18 protein-coding genes are annotated in these 19358 nt (G+C 38.2%); 1 reads left to right on the top strand and 17 read right to left on the bottom strand.

The annotated features are described in order from the left end of the window. Position 1: 1 nt before the first annotated feature. The 6 genes from vicK to ccpA form a co-directional block, all read right to left on the bottom strand. Positions 2-1354: a cell wall metabolism sensor histidine kinase VicK gene (gene vicK / locus FQ204_RS09205; RefSeq protein WP_144210896.1), complete on the bottom strand. Its 1353-nt coding sequence runs from the start codon at positions 1352-1354 to the stop codon at positions 2-4. Continuing rightward, positions 1347-2048, bottom strand: a complete 702-nt coding sequence (gene yycF, locus FQ204_RS09200; protein ID WP_144210894.1) for a response regulator YycF — start codon at positions 2046-2048, stop codon at positions 1347-1349. Before yycF ends, vicK begins: the two co-directional genes overlap by 8 nt. 293 nt (positions 2049-2341) lie before the next feature. After that, on the bottom strand, positions 2342-2683 hold the full coding sequence (locus FQ204_RS09195) for a hypothetical protein (RefSeq protein WP_144210892.1): 342 nt from the start codon (positions 2681-2683) through the stop codon (positions 2342-2344). A 26-nt stretch (positions 2684-2709) separates the two neighbouring features. Beyond that, entirely contained in the window at positions 2710-4023 is a 1314-nt protein-coding gene (locus FQ204_RS09190) for a glycosyltransferase family 4 protein (RefSeq protein WP_144210890.1), read from the bottom strand. Position 4024: 1 nt separating this feature from the next. After that, the gene (locus tag FQ204_RS09185) at positions 4025-5023 is read right to left on the bottom strand and encodes a glycosyltransferase family 4 protein (RefSeq protein WP_144210888.1); all 999 of its coding nucleotides are present in this window, start codon (positions 5021-5023) and stop codon (positions 4025-4027) included. A gap of 91 nt (positions 5024-5114) precedes the next feature. Then, positions 5115-6119, bottom strand: a complete 1005-nt coding sequence (gene ccpA / locus FQ204_RS09180) for a catabolite control protein A (RefSeq protein WP_144210886.1) — start codon at positions 6117-6119, stop codon at positions 5115-5117. 263 nt (positions 6120-6382) lie between these two features. On the opposite strand from ccpA, the gene FQ204_RS09175 reads away from it, so the two are divergent. Then, positions 6383-7465 carry a M24 family metallopeptidase gene (locus FQ204_RS09175; RefSeq protein ID WP_144210884.1) on the top strand — a complete coding sequence of 361 codons (1083 nt, stop codon included), beginning with the start codon at positions 6383-6385 and terminating at the stop codon, positions 7463-7465. A 504-nt stretch (positions 7466-7969) separates the two neighbouring features. On the opposite strand, the gene FQ204_RS09170 is transcribed toward FQ204_RS09175, so the two are convergent. From FQ204_RS09170 to FQ204_RS09120, 11 genes are all read right to left on the bottom strand, one after another. Next, positions 7970-8545, bottom strand: coding sequence for a class I SAM-dependent methyltransferase (locus FQ204_RS09170; RefSeq protein ID WP_144210882.1), 576 nt, complete (start codon positions 8543-8545; stop codon positions 7970-7972). Positions 8546-8794: 249 nt separating this feature from the next. After that, positions 8795-9814, bottom strand: coding sequence for a UDP-glucose 4-epimerase GalE (galE, locus tag FQ204_RS09165; protein WP_144210880.1), 1020 nt, complete (start codon positions 9812-9814; stop codon positions 8795-8797). A gap of 37 nt (positions 9815-9851) precedes the next feature. Then, positions 9852-10898, bottom strand: coding sequence for a dTDP-glucose 4,6-dehydratase (gene rfbB, locus FQ204_RS09160; RefSeq protein ID WP_144210878.1), 1047 nt, complete (start codon positions 10896-10898; stop codon positions 9852-9854). A gap of 31 nt (positions 10899-10929) precedes the next feature. Further along, entirely contained in the window at positions 10930-11523 is a 594-nt protein-coding gene (locus FQ204_RS09155; protein WP_144210876.1) for a dTDP-4-dehydrorhamnose 3,5-epimerase family protein, read from the bottom strand. A 3-nt stretch (positions 11524-11526) separates the two neighbouring features. After that, positions 11527-12396: a glucose-1-phosphate thymidylyltransferase RfbA gene (rfbA, locus tag FQ204_RS09150; RefSeq protein WP_003027717.1), complete on the bottom strand. Its 870-nt coding sequence runs from the start codon at positions 12394-12396 to the stop codon at positions 11527-11529. Positions 12397-12597: 201 nt separating this feature from the next. After that, complete coding sequence (locus FQ204_RS09145) at positions 12598-13425, bottom strand: ZIP family metal transporter (protein WP_144210874.1); 828 nt, start codon at positions 13423-13425, stop codon at positions 12598-12600. A gap of 18 nt (positions 13426-13443) precedes the next feature. After that, the gene (locus tag FQ204_RS09140; RefSeq protein WP_144210872.1) at positions 13444-13920 is read right to left on the bottom strand and encodes an 8-oxo-dGTP diphosphatase; all 477 of its coding nucleotides are present in this window, start codon (positions 13918-13920) and stop codon (positions 13444-13446) included. Continuing rightward, on the bottom strand, positions 13921-15018 hold the full coding sequence (locus tag FQ204_RS09135) for an NAD(P)/FAD-dependent oxidoreductase (RefSeq protein ID WP_144210870.1): 1098 nt from the start codon (positions 15016-15018) through the stop codon (positions 13921-13923). A gap of 12 nt (positions 15019-15030) precedes the next feature. Further along, complete coding sequence (locus FQ204_RS09130) at positions 15031-15828, bottom strand: Nif3-like dinuclear metal center hexameric protein (RefSeq protein ID WP_144210868.1); 798 nt, start codon at positions 15826-15828, stop codon at positions 15031-15033. After that, positions 15815-16504 carry a tRNA (adenine(22)-N(1))-methyltransferase gene (locus FQ204_RS09125; protein ID WP_144210866.1) on the bottom strand — a complete coding sequence of 230 codons (690 nt, stop codon included), beginning with the start codon at positions 16502-16504 and terminating at the stop codon, positions 15815-15817. Before FQ204_RS09125 ends, FQ204_RS09130 begins: the two co-directional genes overlap by 14 nt. Positions 16505-16834: 330 nt before the next feature. Next, entirely contained in the window at positions 16835-19297 is a 2463-nt protein-coding gene (locus FQ204_RS09120; protein WP_144210864.1) for an LTA synthase family protein, read from the bottom strand. Positions 19298-19358 lie beyond the last annotated feature (61 nt).

Genomic DNA, 19358 nt, shown 5'->3' with positions numbered 1-19358 from the left:
GCTATCCTTCTAATTCATCTTCTTCCCAATCATCATCTTTGACAGCTTCTTTGTCATAAGGCAGAACGATTGTAAATGTTGAGCCTTTGCCATACTCGCTCTTTGCCCAGATAAATCCGTGATGTTGCTTGATAATCTCTTTGGCAATGGCTAAGCCTAGTCCAGATCCACCTTGTGCACGACTTCTCGCTTTGTCTATACGATAAAATCGGTCAAAAATTTTCGGTAAATCTTTTTTTGGAATCCCTAAGCCCTCATCTGAAATCGACAAAATCATTTGGGTATCCGTCGTCTTCATACTAACCGTAATCTTACCACCATCAGGAGAATATTTAATGGCATTGTTGATGATATTATCAATCACCTGTGTCATCTTATCCGTATCAATTTCGACCCAAGTAGAGTTAATCGGATAATCTCGGATAATTTCATATTTTTTATCATCGTTCTGACTTCTAATCTTGTCAAAACGATTCAAAATAAAGGTGATAAATGCTGTAAAATTCGTCAGTTCAATGTCTAAATGGCTGGTAGCATTATCAATACGTGACAAACTCAGCAAGTCTGAAACCATACGCATCATCCGATTGGTTTCATCTAACGAAACCTTGATAAAATCCGGTGCAACTGGTTCTAGCAAAGCACCTTCATCTAATGCTTCCAGATAAGACTTGACACTGGTCAAGGGAGTACGCAACTCATGACTGACATTAGAAACAAATAGCCTCCGCTCACGCTCCTCTTTTTCCTGCTCCGTTGTATCGTGCAACACCGCAACCAGCCCTGAAATAAAGCCAGATTCTCGACGAATCAAGGCAAATCGGACACGTAAACTTAAAAACTCTCCATTTTCATCCTGCGAATCAATGGTCAATTCTGGAACTTGCGTAATCAAGTCTCGTAAGTCATATTCGTCTTCAATATCCAGCAATTTTAAGATATTCATCTTTCGTGCTTCGGATTCCTTGACTCCCAACTGCTTGGTCGCCATGTCATTGATCATAATAATCTGCCCACGACGATTGGTCGCAAGAACGCCGTCCGTCATATAGGACAAAATACTCGACAAGCGCTTGGTTTCTTGCTCTAAATTTTCATGCGTTAGGCGAATTACCTCAGATAAGTCATTGATACTGTTGGTAATATCCGTGATTTCTGGACCACCTTGCATATCTAAAACTTCTGAATAATCTCCTGCGATCAAGTCTTTCACTTTTTGATTCAATTGGCGAATACGAACGTTGTCACGTCGGTTTTCCAAGGAAAGCAAGGTAATAACCAAAATAAATCCTAAAATGAGTAAGACAAATACAAAATCCTTTGATACAACAAATTGTCTAATATTATCAATCATTGTTTCTCATGTAATATCCAACGCCGCGTCGTGTTAAAATATACTCTGGTCGGCTAGGAATATCCTCAATCTTCTCTCTCAAACGGCGAATTGTCACATCGACCGTCCGCACATCTCCAAAATAATCATACCCCCACACCGTTTCTAGTAGATGTTCACGTGTCATCACCTGCCCGATATGCGTTGCCAAATGATGCAGCAATTCAAACTCACGATGTGTTAAATCCAATTCTTCTCCATGCTTTTTCACGACAAAAGCATCGGTCAAAATCTGCAAATCTCCAATCACAATTTCTGTCGGAGCAGCTTCTGCTTCTTGATTTTCAATTGTCAAATCTGTGCGACGCAAAATCGCTTTGACACGCGCCTGTAACTCACGGTTAGAGAAGGGCTTTGTCATATAGTCATCTGCACCGATTTCAAGACCAATAACTTTGTCAAATTCACTGTCTTTGGCAGAAAGAACGATGATTGGCACATTACTCGTTTTCCGAATCGTTCGCGCCACCTCTAAGCCGTCCATTTCGGGCAACATCAAGTCCAAAATCAAAATATCTGGACGTTCTGCTTCAAACATCTCTAATGCTTCGCGACCATTAAAGGCTGTGACTACTTCATAACCTTCTTTTACCATATTAAATTTTATAATATCTGAGATTGGTTTCTCATCATCTACAACTAATATTTTTTTCATTCTATTCACCTTTTTCTATCTTTTCATTATACCAAAATTTCCTTAAAATTTACTAATTTAACCTATAAAACATCATTTCTTTACTTTACAAATTTAGAACAAATCTGTTCAAAATATAACACACTTTCTTCGTGAAGATAGACTTTTGAATATCAAAAAAGGTCAAGACAAAAATCTTAGACCATTCATTAAATTTTTAGTTGAAAATTACAAGTTACACTTTAATTGTCTTCACTTTTTACTGCTACTGTAGTAATTTCCTAAAGAAGCAACTGCCCTGAACCGCTCGATGTTCATTTACTTGTCTTTCTCCAGCGAAATACGCCATAACCTAACAGCGTCCCCACTAATAAGCATATAAAATAAGCTGCATGATATAGTAAAATCCATTCACCAAAGGACAGAATCGTCACAAGGAACATAAGCGTTGCTAGAAGCACGAAACGACGAGAAAAACCGTACAATCCCGCATAGACAGCTCCCACAAGGAATGTTACCAGCGGTGAATATATCAAAACATTATTTACCACCAAACCCTTTCGTAACAATTCGTCCATCGGTATCACGTGAACAATTCCATAAAATAACAAATAGAAAAAGAGTAGTACGGCTAAAAAAGGAATATCGCGTTTCATTTTCTCACCTCGCTAGTTTAGGAATTTTATTTTAGGTATTTCTGTATATTTTTGATTTGTCGTTTTGAGGCTTTAAATATTCGTGCTGAGCCATTTACAGGAAGGGCAATCGCTTTTTGGGGAAGATAGATGACCGATTTAGCCAATCGCTTACTAATCGACTCTTCTGGATACAAGTCATTGTTGAAATCTTTTGAAATGGTCAAATCCAAATAAAATTCATAGACACGACGTCCAAAGTTTTCAGCAGAAATTTCATATAATTTTGCAGCAAGACTCTTTTCATCCAAGTCTGGTGTTGCAATAATGGCTTCCAAAATCGCTCCCGCCAAATCACGTTCTTCATAATAAAGCGTTCCAAACATTTTATCATTGATAACATTGTCTAGATAAGGATTTCCATGCGCAATAATCGGAGTGCCACTAGCCAGGCTTTCTAAATACGTCAAGCCCTGCGTCTCACTTGTTGAAGCAGAAATAAAGAAGTCAGCTGCTTTATAATATAATGCGGTCTCACTTGGCGCAATCATTCCCGTAAAAACGACTGCATCTGTAATACCCAAGCGTTTGGCTTGTGCTTTTAAGTCAGATAAATAAGGTCCATCTCCTGCGACTACCAATTTCACATCTGGATTTTCTTCCAAAACAGCCGGCAGAGCAGCTAAAACTGCCTGAATATTTTTTTCATATGAAACACGTGACAAACTAAGCAACATAGTTTCTTGATTTGAAATGCCTAATTTTTCCCGTAGATCAGCAATATTCTCACTAGTAATTTCTGGACGTTCAAATTTGGCCAGCTCAATTCCAGTCGGAATAACACGTTTTTCTACTTTTACTTTGTATTTCATGAGCAAATCATAAACAATCTCGCTCGGACAAATCACACCGTCTAAATCACTCATAAAACCGCGAACAATGTATTTGACCATGCTAGGACGAATGACCATGCCTTTAGCAATATAACGTACATAATCCTCATACTGTGTATGATAAGTATGAACAACTGGAATTCGCAGCTCCTTCGCAATCCAAACACCTAATAAGCCCAAAGAAAATTCAGTCTGGGTATGGATAATATCCAATTGATATTGACGTGCAATCTCTAAAGCCGTTGAAAACCCGCGATAAGCAATTCGTCGATCCTTAAAAGCAAAAAATGGCACACTAGGAATTCGAATAATTTGCCAATCTTCATAGCGATTGACATCCTTATCTGTCGTTGTAAAAATAAAAACGGTATGTCCAAGCTTTTCTAATTCTGTTTTTAATGTCCGAATACTGGTTGCCACTCCTGAAACCTGAGGAAAATAGGTATCCGTAAAAAGAGCAATTCGCATGCTACATCTCCAATACTTCTCGATAAGCATCCACAAGCTTATAAGCCACATCATCAATTGAACGACTCTGCGCTACCTTATAGCCAGCCTCCCGCTTATCCACCTTTCCATCCAAAATCTTTTGGATAGAATCTACAAACTCATCTACATTGTGCCCCAATTCAGCCGATTGCTCATCAATCCAGCCCTCATACACAGGAATATCTCGCAAAACCACGTGTTGATGACTAGCCAGCGCCTCTAGCACTACAATCCCTTCTGTTTCTTCATAGCTGGGGAAAAAGAAGAGACTGCTGCCACTCATAGCTCCTTCAAAAACAGAACCCTTGAAATAACCCGGAAATTCAACATTTTTAGGATGATTAAAAAGCACAAGATTTCTGATTTTCCGTGGAATGATCCATTTGTTAATACTGCCCAGCCAAATAAAGCGAACATCTGGCATTCTGCGTGCTACTTCTACAAAGTCTTCTATTCCCTTGCGTCTGAAATAAAGTCCCGCACAGACAACAACCTTGTCTCCTTCTTGAATATGAAAATGTTTTCTAAACACTTCCTCTTTATGTGGATCTTTTTGATATTTATGAAGGTCAATCCCATTAGAAACAGCCACAATTGGTGTTGTCACGCCATAGCCCTGAATCAACTTTTTGGAGTATTCAGACGGTGTAATGATAAAATCCGCCATTTGGTACATGTGAGCTAGATATTTCCCCAAAGCAGAGGCAAAGAGATTTGACCCAATAAACGAATTGCGAAAATCTTCCTTCGTTGAATGCCCATGCATAATCACTTTTTTTCCTTGCTTTTTTGCTTTGTGTAAAAGTCGCAAACTCCTAGGTCCATAGGTATTGATATGCACCACATCATAATCTCCTGAAGGATCTGTCGTGTATGGAATCCCAGCCAAGTCCAGTGCTTTCATCTGATGCTGCAAAGCTCGTCCAATACCTGACTTTTCCAAAACTGCCTTGCCTTCTAAATAAAGTAATACTTTCATGTCTTCTATTATACCCAAAAGATTGAAAAATTAAAACCAAGAAGGTCAAGGCATTATAAAAGCAAAAGAAAAAGACCTTACGGTCTCTTCCTTATTTCCTTGTTGAACGGCGCTCAATAAGACCATGAGCTAACACCACTTCACGTTCTTCCAGCTCTTCCTTGTGCATAATCTTCGTCAGCATGCGCATACTAATCGCACCAAGATCATATAGAGGCTGACCAATTGTTGTCAAATTCGGACGAGTAAAGCGTGCTACCTGCGAATCATCGCTAGTAATGATTTCAAAATCTTCTGGTACATTTACACCTTTGTCTGATAAGCCATTTAACAAGCCAGCTGCCAGCTCATCACCAGTCACAAAGGCTGCTGTTGCTTTAGAAGTAATCACACGTTCTGCCAATTGATAACCATCATCATAGCTATATTTAGACTCAAAAACAAGCCCTTCGCTATAAGAAAGTTTGGCTTTCTTCAGAGCCTCTTTGTAACCAGCCAAGCGAATCTTACCATTTATATCATCTACCAAAGGACCGCTCACAAAAGCAATTTTTTGGTTGCTTTGGGCAAGGCGTTCAACTGCATCCATAGTTGCTTGTTTGTAATCAATATTAACACTTGGCAATTGATGCTCGACATCAACTGTACCCGCAAGCACAACTGGCGTCCGTGAACGAGAAAACTCAGAACGAATCTTTTCTGTCAAATGATAGCCCATAAAGATAATACCGTCCACTTGTTTTGAGAACAGCGTATTGACAACAGAAACTTCTTTGTCATCATCTTCATCACTATTGGCTAGAACAATATTATATTTGTACATCTCTGCGATATCATCAATTCCTTTTGCAAGCGTTGCAAAATAACTGCTTGTGATATTTGGAATGACAACTCCAACAGTCGTCGTCTTTTTACTAGCAAGACCACGCGCCACCGCATTTGGACGGTAATCAAGGCGGTCAATCACTTCCAAGACTTTTTTTCTTGTATTTTCCTTTACATTTTTATTTCCATTTACCACACGGCTAACGGTTGCCATTGAAACTCCCGCTTCACGCGCGACATCATAAATGGTTACTGTATCGTCTGTGTTCATGCTTCTTCCTTTCTATATTGAAAATATCGTTTTCACATTCCTACCATACTCATTTTATCACTTATTGGAAACACTTTCAAGCATTTTGATAACTTTTTGAAAAATCTTGTTCTTTAGGCAAATTCTTAGCAATTTTACCAATGATTTTACAAGAAAAATGTACCCAATCTGTAAAATTTCTGAAGTGAAAAAAAGTTTTTACTGTCCTCTTGATTTTTACCCTTTTTTTTGCAAAAATAGAGGGGTAGAAAGAAGGTACTAGAATGACCAAAATAAATCAAATTATTTCTTATCTAGAAACAGAAAAAACAGATGTTGCCGTGGTTTCTGATCCTGTTACAATCAATTATTTAACAGGATTTTATAGCGATCCTCACGAACGTCAGATGTTTCTTTTTATTTTCACAAATCATGAACCACTACTCTTTGTTCCTGCTCTTGAGGTAGAGCGAGCTAGCGCAATTGTTGATTTTAAGGTTGTGGGTTATGTTGACTCTGAGAATCCTTGGGAAAAAATCAAAGCAGCCTTGCCAACGGACAGCGCCCGCAAAGTTGCTGTTGAATTTGATAACTTAATTTTGACCAAATACAATGGATTGCGCACCGTTTTTGAACAAGCTGAATTTACAAACTTAACCCCTTGTATCAATCGTATGCGCCTCATCAAATCGGCCGATGAAATCAAGAAAATGTTTGTCGCAGGAGAATATGCAGATAAAGCTGTTAAGATTGGTTTTGAGACTATTTCTCTCAATAAGACAGAAACAGATATTATTGCTCAAATTGACTTCGGTATCAAACAACTCGGATATGAGATGAGCTTTGAAACTATGGTTTTAACAGGTGATAATGCTGCTAATCCACACGGCATCCCAGGCGCGAATAAGATTGAAAACAATGCTTTGCTTCTCTTTGACCTTGGCTGCATGGTGAATGGCTATGCTAGTGATATGACTCGGACAGTTGCTGTTGGAAAACCGGATCAATTCAAAAAGGACATTTACAATCTAACACTTGAAGCTCAACGAGCTGCCCTTGAATTTATCAAACCAGGTGTCACCGCTCATGAAGTAGATCGTGCTGCTCGTACGGTCATTGAAAAAGCTGGTTATGGAGAATATTTCAATCATCGTCTGGGGCATGGTATCGGCATGAGCGTTCACGAATTTCCATCTATCATGGAAGGAAACGACATGGTGATTGAAGAAGGTATGTGCTTCTCTGTCGAGCCTGGAATTTATATTCCAGGAAAAGTTGGTGTCCGTATCGAAGACTGCGGTCATGTCACTCAAAATGGCTTTGAAGTCTTTACAAGCACAAGCAAAGATTTACTCTATTTTGATTAAATGCTAAAAATTAAACTTGGCATAATAAAGTGACCATAAATTAAGTGGAAACACGGAAATATTATGTCACGAAAATATTCAACAAGACTTGCAACCTAGCGGTTATTAACCTTATCTTGGAAGAGGCTGAACCTGTACAAACAGCCTAAGTGTTCATCCAACCAGCTTATACCGCTTGGTTCAAGAAGATGAAAATATAGATAATAAAAAGAGGTTGGGACAAAAGTTCCCAGCCTCATTGTATTTATAGTTTGGCCTGCAAAAACGCAGTGGTTGGTTGGATATCCTTATCCCTTGTTATACCTGTGATAGTGGCGCTCCTAACCCAACTGTCCCAGCCTCACTTTGTTATGCTCAATATGAAATTAAACAACTTGAAAACTCAAAAAAGAAAATTGATAGAGTCGGTAACTACTGTAAAATCTGAAAGTATTTTTCAAACTGAACTTATAAAATAAAAGAAAATCAAAGTCTCTGAAGAAAAATTTTTGTTCACTTCCTATGTTATTGTGCTGATGTCAAGAAAAGCTCCGCATAATTTCCTAAAAAGAGTTCCTCTGCACTATAAATAACCTGAGATTTGACGGATGAGAAACCGCTTTGAGACAGTTTTCCTTCCAAGTCAGCAAGATGAAAACCATGATGATTTCTATCTGTTTTGACAAAATCAGCAATAAAAAGTTGCCCGTCATCAGCAAGGTGATTTCTAAACACAGTTAAAGTTTCTTCAACATTTGGCATATGATGAAGAACACGACTGACTAAAATGATGTCAAACAATTGATTTACTGGATTTGACAGTAAATCCTGCTGCAACAAATGAACATTATCAATAGCTTGCTTTTCCACTTTTAGACGAGCTTGCTCAAGCATCTTTTCAGAAATATCAACAAGCGTTATTGACTTTGATTGTGTCGCCAATGGCAGGCTCACCAATCCTGTACCACCGCCAAAATCTAAAATGCGCTTGTCAGAAAAATCCAAAACTTGTTTTTCCACTCTTTGGCGAATGAGATTGGCAATAAATCTATTTTTGGGAGAATCAAATGATTCTGCTTTATGATTAAAATGATGTTCCATACTTTTAGTTTAACAGAAAGTAAGTCATTCTTCCAGAAAAATGCTTAACTGGTTTTCTAATTTCTTAGTAAACTTATTTTGAAATTACTATCAGTTTATCATTCACACAAGGTTTCTCAGAATAAATGGCTAGAACTATTACAAGCCTCAAGAGCAATCAACTACTGTGCGTCAGACTTATTTCTATTAAAAAGCGAGGCTGAGAAACTATTATCTCAACCTCGTTTATTATTTGAAATATCCTTTTACTTAATCATCAAATCCATTTGGATGTTTGCTTTGCCAATGCCAAGCATCTTGACACATACGTGAAATATCAAATTGTGCTTCCCAACCAAGTTCTTCTTTTGCTTTTGTAGAGTCGGCATAACAAGTAGCAATGTCACCAGGGCGGCGGTCAACAATCTTATAAGGGATTGGTTTGCCGACTGCTTTTTCCATATTCTGAATGATTTCCAAAACAGAATATCCTTTGCCAGTACCAAGATTATAGATATTCAAGCCTGCAGTCCCTTCAATCTTTTGAAGAGCAGCCACATGACCTTTTGCCAAATCCACCACGTGAATATAGTCACGAACACCGGTACCATCAACTGTAGGATAGTCATTACCAAATACTTGCACTTCTTTTAATTTTCCAACTGCAACCTGCGTCACGTACGGCAATAGATTATTTGGAATGCCATTTGGATTTTCGCCCAGATCACCACTTTCATGGGCACCAATTGGGTTAAAATATCGAAGCAGGACAACATTCCAACTTGAATCAGCTTTGTAAATATCTGTCAGCATTTCTTCAATCATTAACTTTGTGCGTCCGTAAGGATTGGTGACTGACAGAGGAAAATCTTCTAAAATTGGAACAGTATGAGGATCGCCATAGACAGTTGCAGAAGAGCTGAAAATGATATTTTTACAATTAACTTCTTCCATGACGCGCAATAATGTCAACGTTCCTGTAATGTTGTTTTCGTAATAAGTCAGCGGAATTTGTGTTGATTCACCGACTGCTTTCAACGCCGCAAAATGAATCACACCCGTTGGTTGTTCTGCTTTAAAAATTTCCAGCAAGGCTTTCTTATTACGAATATCCACTTGGTAAAATGGAACTTTCTGACCAATAATTCGTTCTACAACTTCTACACTTTTTTTGCTACTGTTCACTAAATTGTCAACAATAACAACTTCGTGTCCAGCATTGACTAACTCAATAACGGTATGAGTTCCGATAAATCCGGCTCCACCTGTTACTAGAATTTTATGTTTCATGATTCTCCTTTTAAGACAAAACTTCAATAGTTACTTTTTATTTTAATACTTTTTGAGTCTTGGCATAGTTGGCTTCGACAGCTTCCTTTTCAGCTTTCCACCAATCTTGGTGATCCGTGTACCACTTGATTGTTTCTTTCAATCCAGCCTCAAAATTAGTGAATTCTGGTTTCCAGCCTAGTTCATTACGCAACTTACTAGCATCAATAGCATAGCGCAGGTCGTGACCGGCACGGTCTGTTACATGGTCGTAAGCATCAGCTGGTTGTCCCATTTCTTTGAGAATGAGCTCTAGCACTTCTTTGTTGTTCTTCTCACCATCTGCACCGATTAGGTAGGTTTCACCGATTTCCCCTTTTGTGAGAATAGTCCAAACCCCTGATGAATGGTCATTGGTATGAATCCAGTCACGAACATTCTTTCCTTCACCATAAAGTTTTGGACGAATACCTGAAAGGATATTGGTAATTTGACGCGGAATGAATTTTTCGATGTGTTGATAAGGTCCATAGTTATTTGAACAGTTAGAAATGGTCGCCTTGACACCGAAAGAGCGCACCCAAGCCTTGACAATCAAGTCAGAAGCTGCCTTGGTTGAAGAATAAGGTGAACTTGGATTGTACTTGGTTTCTGGAGTGAATTTTTCACCCGGTCCTTCACCGTGACCTGGAAGATCTTCACGAAGAGGAAGATCGCCGTAAACTTCGTCAGTAGATACATGATGGAAGCGAAGATCATATTTACGAGCTGCTTCAAGAAGCGTATAAGTTCCGACAAAGTTCGTATCAATAAACGGACGTGGGTCATTAAGTGAATTGTCATTATGGCTTTCTGCCGCATAGTGAACAATAGCATCCGCATTCTTAGCCACTTGGTCAACAATCGCTGCATCTGCAATGTCTCCAACGACTAACTCCACACGGTCGCCTAGAATTTCTTCAATGTTGGCACGGTTACCAGCATAAGTTAGCTTATCCAGAACTGTGATATGCACATCTGGAAAGTTGTTGTACACATAATGAACAAAGTTAGAGCCGATAAAACCAGCACCACCTGTCACTACAATATTTTTATATTCAGTCATGAAAAGATTTTCTCCTATTTTTCTGGGGGTATTATAACATATCTTTGGTCAAAGACTTAACATCCTTAAGCATTGGGTGATTCTTATCTGCTTCAGAAACTTCTGCTTGGTCAAGATTTTCCCATTCAATCCCAAGAGCGGGGTCAGCATAGTTGACAAAGGCATACTTAGGTTTTAATTCCAATGCCCAATAATCATTGACCAAATAGCTATAAGAAACTGTATCTGACAATACTTGGAAGCCATTTGCTACACCACGAGGAACGAAAATTCCTTTGCTGGCATCAATGACCGTTTGGTAGGTATTTCCGAACGTTTCTCCTTCACGCAAATCAACCCAAGAACCGAGAACTTTTCCGCCATCTGCGACAGAAATGTACTTATCCCAAGGTTCCGCATGAAGACCACGGAGCACATTTTTGCGGGAAAAGCTGACATTGTTTTGGAGCTTACCTTCTGCAAAAAAGCTTTCTGGAAAACCAAGTGGCACCATTTTTTCTTTTTGAAAGTTTTCCTTGAACCAGCCACGATTGTCTCCATGAACTGGAATATCAAATTCCAGCATGCCAGGAATGGCTTCAATCTTACGGGCTGCTAATTTTTTTTCAAAAAATTGTTCAGACATGTTTTATTCTTCTCCAATCAAGCGCAATAAGTAATGACCGTATTCGTTCTTTTTAAGCGATTGTGCCAAATCATGCACTTGTTCTTTGGTAATATAACCCATACGGTAGGCAATTTCTTCTAAGTTTGCTACTTGCACATTTTGCATACGTTGGACGGTTTCAATGTATTGAGCAGCTTCTAACAAGCTCTCGTGTGTGCCGGTATCCAACCAAGCAAAACCACGTCCCATAAGCTCAACAGACAAATCGCCGCGGTCTAAGTAAGCCTTATTGACATCAGTGATTTCCAGCTCTCCACGTGGACTAGGCTTGATATTTTTAGCAATTTCTACTACGTCATTGTCATAGAAATAAAGTCCTGTAACTGCATAGTTAGAACGTGGCTGTTCTGGTTTTTCTTCGATAGAGATTGCATTCATATTTTCATCAAATTCAACCACACCGAAACGCTCTGGGTCTTTTACTTGATAACCAAAGACAGTCGCTCCGTTTTCCTTAGAAGCAGCTTTTTGCAGCATTTTGCTAAGACCTGGACCATGATAAATATTATCACCTAAAATCAAAGCCACATGGTCATCTCCGATAAAGTCAGCACCGATGATAAAGGCTTGGGCCAAACCATCTGGACTTGGTTGCTCAGCGTAAGAAAGTTTGATACCAAACTCCGAGCCATCACCCAACAAATCCTCAAAGCGAGGAAGATCTGTTGGTGTTGAGATAATCAAGATGTCCTTGATACCAGCCAGCATAAGAGTTGACAACGGATAATAAATCATGGGTTTATCATAAACCGGCATGAGTTGTTTAGATGCAGCTCTAGTCAAAGGATATAAGCGTGTACCAGAACCACCTGCAAGGATAATACCTTTCATAATGAGTTTCCTCTCTTAATGTATTCTCTTTATTTTACCATTTTTGAAAGCGGATGTCATCCCTCAAGAAAGAGAGTGCTTTCATTTAAAGTCTCTCATACTTAATGAAAATCCAAAACGAAACAAAAAATCAGCCAAAGTAGAACTGCTGTTATCTAAATAGGCTGATAAAATATACGATTGGTTTCAAAAAAGTATCTGCTATCCTAAAGCCACATCCAATACCATCATCAACACAAAGCCCACCATGAGACCTAAAGTCGCAACATCTGTATTGCCATTTGTCTGAGAATCTGGTATCAGCTCCTCCACGACGACGAAAATCATGGCTCCTGCCGCAAAAGACAGGGCATAGGGTAGAATAGCCGTCATTGCCATAACTGCATAAGCACCAAGGACTGCTCCAATAGGCTCAACAATAGCCGACATTGAACCCCAGTAAAAAGCTTTAAGACGCGATTCCCCGTCTGTCCGTATAGGAATGGACAAGGCCGCCCCTTCCGGCACATTTTGGAGACCAATTCCCAGAGCCAGACCTACAGCTCCAATAAAAACTTCCGGACTGGAATTGCTGGATAAGGCACCAAAGGCTACTCCTACTGCCAAGCCTTCCGGAAAATTATGTATGGTAATAGCCAGAAAAAGCAGAGCTGTTTTGGACAATTTATTCCGATTGTGCTCCGGCAGGCTTTCTGCCTCAGATACATCTTTCTTACTAAGATATAGGTGGGGTACTACCGCATCAATAAAGCGCAAGAAGAAACCGCCCAACAGAAAACCAAAGGCTGCTGGTACCCAAGACCAGATTCCATAGTTACCTTTTGCATACTCAATTGAAGGCTGCAAGAGCGACCAAAATGAAGCTGCAATCATGACACCAGCTGCAAATCCCATCATAATATCCAGTAGCTTACGACTGACTGTTTTAAAGAAAAAGACAACCGCAGAGCCTACAATGGTACAGCCCCATGTAAAGAGTCCCGCCAAAAAAGCCTGCAGCACCACAGACTGTTCCTGCAACCAGTTCATAACAAATTCATCTCCTCATTATCTTTCATCATACAATATCGTCTTGGTTTCTTTGATGCAATGGTTCTCTTCATCCCAATAGTGAATCCGCTCAAAGGAGCCTTTGCGCCAGTACAAAGGAAGCCTGTCTCTGATGTCATCCTGCATGGGTAATGACTCCAACTCATCAATTGACCACCATTTGGGCTGACCTTCTCGTGATTCCGTTAGTAGTTCCCCTTCAAAATCCTCGCAGAGAAAATCATAATAGACATAACGCTCTGCTTTTGTTGGATTGGTAAAACCTGAAATGCCTTTAAGCTGTAAATTCAAAGCTATCAGTCCAGTTTCCTCTTTCAACTCACGAGCCGCTGCTTCAAAAAAAGATTCTGGAAACTCAACTTTCCCACCTGGCTGAATCCAGCCTTTAAAATCATCATGCTGTCGATTGAGCAAGAGAACTTGATTCCCTTTTTTCACACAAATATTGACCCAATTTAAAATATTCTCTGTCATCTATTTCTCTTTCTTAATATATCTTTCAATAGGATAATCCGCTGGATTTAAACTACCACTTTTTCCCTGAACCATCTTAGCTAAATGATATCCGATGAGCGGCCCTGTCGTCAAACCAGAAGAACCTAAGCCACCGGCTGCAAGTACCTGCGGAAGATTTGGCACCTGACCAAAGAAGGGAGAATAGTCACTTGTATAGGCTCGAATTCCAATCCGCTCGCTCACCACTTTTGCCTGAGATAAACTAGGAAAATAGTAAAAAGCTTCTTGTTCCATTTTATCCAGCAAACCTTGATCTACTCTTAGATCATAGCCCATTTCATTTTCGTGAGTAGCTCCCATACTGATTTTGCCATTTTGAAAAGGAATAATATCTAGCTCTCCTTCTGGCATAACAACTGGATAATCATCTGTCACCAGATCAGTCTGATAATCTCGTAGCTGGCCTTTTTGAGGACGAATATCCACTTGATAACCTAATGGTTTCAAAAGCTCAGGCAACCAAGCTCCTGTCGCTAATATAACTTGGTCAAAATAGCAACTATCAACCCAGAAAGCATCATCTCGAATGTCCAAACTTACTTTCTTTTGGATTACTTCTGCACCGCTAGCCACAAGCAAAGTCTGGGTCAATAATGAGCCTTCCACGCGTGCTCCTCCAGAAGCATAGAGCAGACGGTCAAACCCTTTAAGATTGGGAAAGTACTCTGCTACTTCCGCCTGTGAAAGTAGCTGCAAGTCGCCAATGAGCGGTGATTCTTTTCGCCGTTGGTCTGCTAAGTCATAGAATGTCTCCAAGCTTTCCTCTTTTTTCTTCAGCAAAAAGACACCGGTCTGTTGATAAAACTCCGTTGCAAAACCGTCCTTCTGTAAATCAGCTACCAAATCCAGATAGAAATCTGCTCCCAGTCGCGCCATACGATACCACACTTTATTGCGCCGCTTAGAAAACCATGGGCTGATAATACCAGCTGCTGCCTTGGTTGCCTGACCTTGACCATAGTCAAAAACTGTCACCTGAAAGGTAGGATTTTTCGATAGATAATAGGCGGCAGTTGATCCGACAATCCCTGCTCCGATAATCGCTACTTTTTTCATACAATTTCCTACTTAGATATGTTTAAAAGGATTTGTAGAAACCTGACTGGCTAAAAATTCTACTTCCCAACCCTCTTCTACTTTCCAGTCTTGAAACTTTTCAACCAATTTTTTTACAAAGAGCACTTCTATATGGTGACCTGGATCCAAAGCTAACAGCCCATCACTCAGCATATCCTGTGCTGTATGGTAGTAAATATCACCCGTAATATAAACCTGTGCTCCCTTAGCAAGCGCCTCTTTATACAAGGATTGACCACTGCCACCACAGATTGCTACTTTCTCAATCATTCGCTCCAGATCCACAGCCGAATAACTCACCAAACGCAAACTATCTAAATCAAAAATTTCCTTAACCTTGCTTGAAAATTCTCCAAAAGTCTGAGGTGCAATCTTACCAACACGACCAATACCGTGTCCAGGAGCCGTTTCGCTAAGATAATCCGTATCGGTGATTTCCAGTAAATCACAGAACCAATCATTTAGACCGTCATCTACAATATCAATATTGGTATGGCTAACATAAACTGCAATATCGTGCTTAATCAGATTGATATAAATCTGATTCTGAGATCGCTCCGCCACCAGATCCTTAATAGGACGAAAAATTGGAGCGTGCTTAACCAAAATCAAATCCACTCCCTTTTCAATCGCCTCTGCAACTGTCTGCTCGCGGATATCCAAAGCTACCAATATCCGCTTAACTTCCTTATTCAGAGTTCCAATTTGCAGCCCTCGAACATCTCCCTCCTCGGACAAGTCCTGAGGACAGTATGCTTCATAACGGTTAATGACATCACTCGCCAGCATGGAGTACCTCCTTGATTTGTTTAATTTTTTGGGACATAGCAGAGCGTTTTACCAGATTTTTCTCTGGGATTTTAGCCAGAGCTTTTTCTAGCTTATCTGCTTCTCGCTGCCATCTATTTTGAAAAACAATCGATTGTTCCCTCATCAGGTATGGTCCGAAGCGTCCTTGTTTGGCACTTAGTATCTGTTTTCCCTGCTCGGCTATCATTATTTCGTAGAATTTCCCATTTTCTTCCAGAATAGCTTCCTCAATAATTTGAAAATTATGACCACATAACCACCTGCGAAGCTCATCTTCCCGATTGTTAGGCTGAAGAATCAGACGCTTAACAGATGCCAATTTCGCACTGCCATTGGCTAAAATATCTGCTATCAATCTTCCTCCCATTCCTGCAATAACGATAACATCAATCTGATCTTCTGCATCAAAAGCTGCCAAACCATTTGCCAAACGAACAGAAATTTTATCAGCCAATCCATTGTCCGCCACATTGGCAACCGCAGATTGATAAGGTCCCTCAACAACTTCTCCAGCAATAGCCGACACAATCCGTTCCTGTTGCATTAAATAAATGGGCAAATAGGCGTGGTCACTCCCCACATCCAAGATTTTAGCACCCTGTGGAACAAAACTAGCCACTTTCCTCAATCGCTTTGAGATATTCTTTACTTGCATAACAACTCATTTCTAAAATAATCGTTTCATTTTAGTATATCATTTTTAAAGAACTAAAAAAAGAGCTGATCCAAAGGATTCCCCTCCTACTTGTCAATCCAAACGGGAGAAACCTTACAACTATATCCACCTCGCAATACAGAGGAGGAAATCATTGTCATATTTAGAGTTTACATGGATTAGTGACCATAAAAAATTAAAGACTTGACTCCTATGTGCCAGAAGTCAAGTCTTATTATCTAGTATAATTTTCGTCCATTTTAAATGGAAGTTAATAATAGTTGATTTTTTTAACCAACTATGCAATTTTAGAACCGCATATCACAACTTTTATTCACTATGTACTTTGAAAAAATCCTTTGACAAATAGCCTTTACCTGCCACCATATCATACTGAATCAACTTCAGGTCTTCTGCAATTTGCTGCCCTTCTGCATCTAAATCTTTTTTATCAACACTTGCCTTATGCAAAACTTCTGTTAATAAAGCATAATAAGGTGACACTTTTGAATTGGTTTGTTCTAACAATAAAGCTGTGAAGTCACTTGAATTTACAATTGGATAGTCCAATTTAGGTGTTTCATAATTACTCCACACAAAATAGTCTGTTAAATATTGACTCTCTGGATTATTTTTGAAAGCCGACTGCGGATAAAGCCCTGGTAAATGATCTCCATAAAAAACAACTGTAACTTTCTTATTGACTTTTGAGAGTTGGTCAAGAAACTCTTTTGTAGCAATATCTGTATGGTATAACAAACGAGTATAGTTACTTAATTGGTTGTTCTCCTCACTAGAGAAATTTGAATTAGAAGCTTCAATATTATTTGGCTCTTCTTCTTTCCAAGGAGAATGATTTTGCATCGTCATAACAGAGAAAAATTGATTTTGGCTATCTTTCATATTATCAAGAATTAATTGATAAGAAGAACTATCACTATAATTTACTCCCTGATAATGAACATCTAGTCCCTTTGTTAATAAACTAACAAATTTAGAATACCCTAGAGACTTATAAATAACATTTCGAGAATAATTTGTTGGTGCGGCCAAGTGAATAGCAATGCGATTCTTGGCTTCAAATTGGTCACTAATGACAGGAAATTTGTTCATTTTAGGAACAACTTCTGTATAAGCAACAGAAATACTAGGTGACAAATTATAGAATGGTAGACCGGTTAGCGATTGAAACTCCATATTTGCTGTTCCACCACCATAGCCATCTGATTTCATTAAACCACTCGTAGTTTGGTTCTTAATTTCTTGAATATTTGAAATAGGGTTTTGAGAAAGCTTAACCCCTTCAACGCGAGCAGGATCAGAAAAACTTTCACTTAATATGTAAACAACCGTTTGTTCTTCTATCTTAGTTGTTCGTTCTGTATTTAAAATTTGAGAAGCTTTTTGATATTTTTGCTCAATTGCTTTAATTTTTTCGGCACTATAACCCTGAGGTTTATACATGGTACTGTCTGACAATTGCGATAACCATACAAATGCAAGTGAACGCGAGCGAGCATTTATTGTGTTTCCATACCAATTCAAATCTTCATAATTATTAAGAACAGAAATTATAGGTATATTCTCTTGAATTTTCCCATCTTTTCTATTTGCAAATATCCCTACAATTGAGGTGAGAAATATTACAGTTAACATCAAAATAGATAAACGATATTTGTAATTTTGTATGATCTTACTTACTAGTATTTTGTTCCTGAAAAAATAGTACAAACTTACTATTACAAGAAGGCCTAGTAAAAGATATACTATATACGAAAATCCGTTGATGAATTCTAATAGTAACTTAGGATCCTTTAACCAAACTATATCACTAGGTAATATTGGTTCTTGACGAAATTGGAATTTAAGGCTACTTGCTACTGTCACTCCACTAATAACTAATAAGATAAATATTGTAGAAATTAAAAAACGATTAAATATTAGATAGATAATCAAAAAAATAGCAAAGAAAATAATAATTTGAAATGGAGTTGCTCCTGTTGAAAGGCGAAATTCCGCATCTCCTCTTATACTATTTTGTATTGTAAAATTAAAAACAATCGCAAATAATAGACTTAGTAAACTAGCAACTGAAAAACTAGCTTTATTTTTACAAATATCCTTTATTGCTTTTATTGAGAAAAAACTAGGAATGATAAGTAAAATCGTTAAATAAACAAGTAATCCTATTAAAGAGAAGGTGAAGTAATCAGTTATTTGAAATTTATTATTAACAATAAATTTTTTTAAAAAACTGGTCTGTTTAAGAAATTCTAATGTTTTACTGTCCAATAATATGAAATTCAATAATATTTGTGATAAAAAGAATGTTTCTAAAATATCACAATTTTCTTCATCAACTGCCAAACTATCTAAAAAATTTATGTTATTTAACTTTGGAGTATATTTAAAAATAATTGCTATCAATAATGTTGGAATAATAAAAATTAAAGAGTTAAATTGCAATAAATGGTTAGCTTTAAAATCCCATAAATCATAAGAAGGTACAGTTAAGTGTATGGATATTTCTAGTAAATAAGAAAAAATTAAATATCCTATATAAATAAATAATATAAAAAAATATAATCTTTTATTTAAAAGCTTTGATACAATATACCCTAAACATACTGCGATGAACAACACACATAGTAATCCCAGTATCATATAAGAATTGACTGCTTTGTTTCTATTTTCTTCTAATATAAAATGTAAACAAGTCCCTATTACATTAAAAAATAAGAAGCTGATTAACAATATACTAAATTGTCTATAATATTTAATTAAAAATTTCATAATGATTGCCCAATAAAACTGATTTATCTTAATTACTAAAAGACAAGTCTACACAGTCTTT

The sequence above is a fragment of the Streptococcus constellatus genome, assembly GCF_902167705.1.
In the GTDB taxonomy this organism is placed as follows: domain Bacteria; phylum Bacillota; class Bacilli; order Lactobacillales; family Streptococcaceae; genus Streptococcus; species Streptococcus constellatus_A.
Note: the sequence above shows the minus strand (reverse complement) of the source record. Positions and strands in the feature narration are given on the sequence as shown.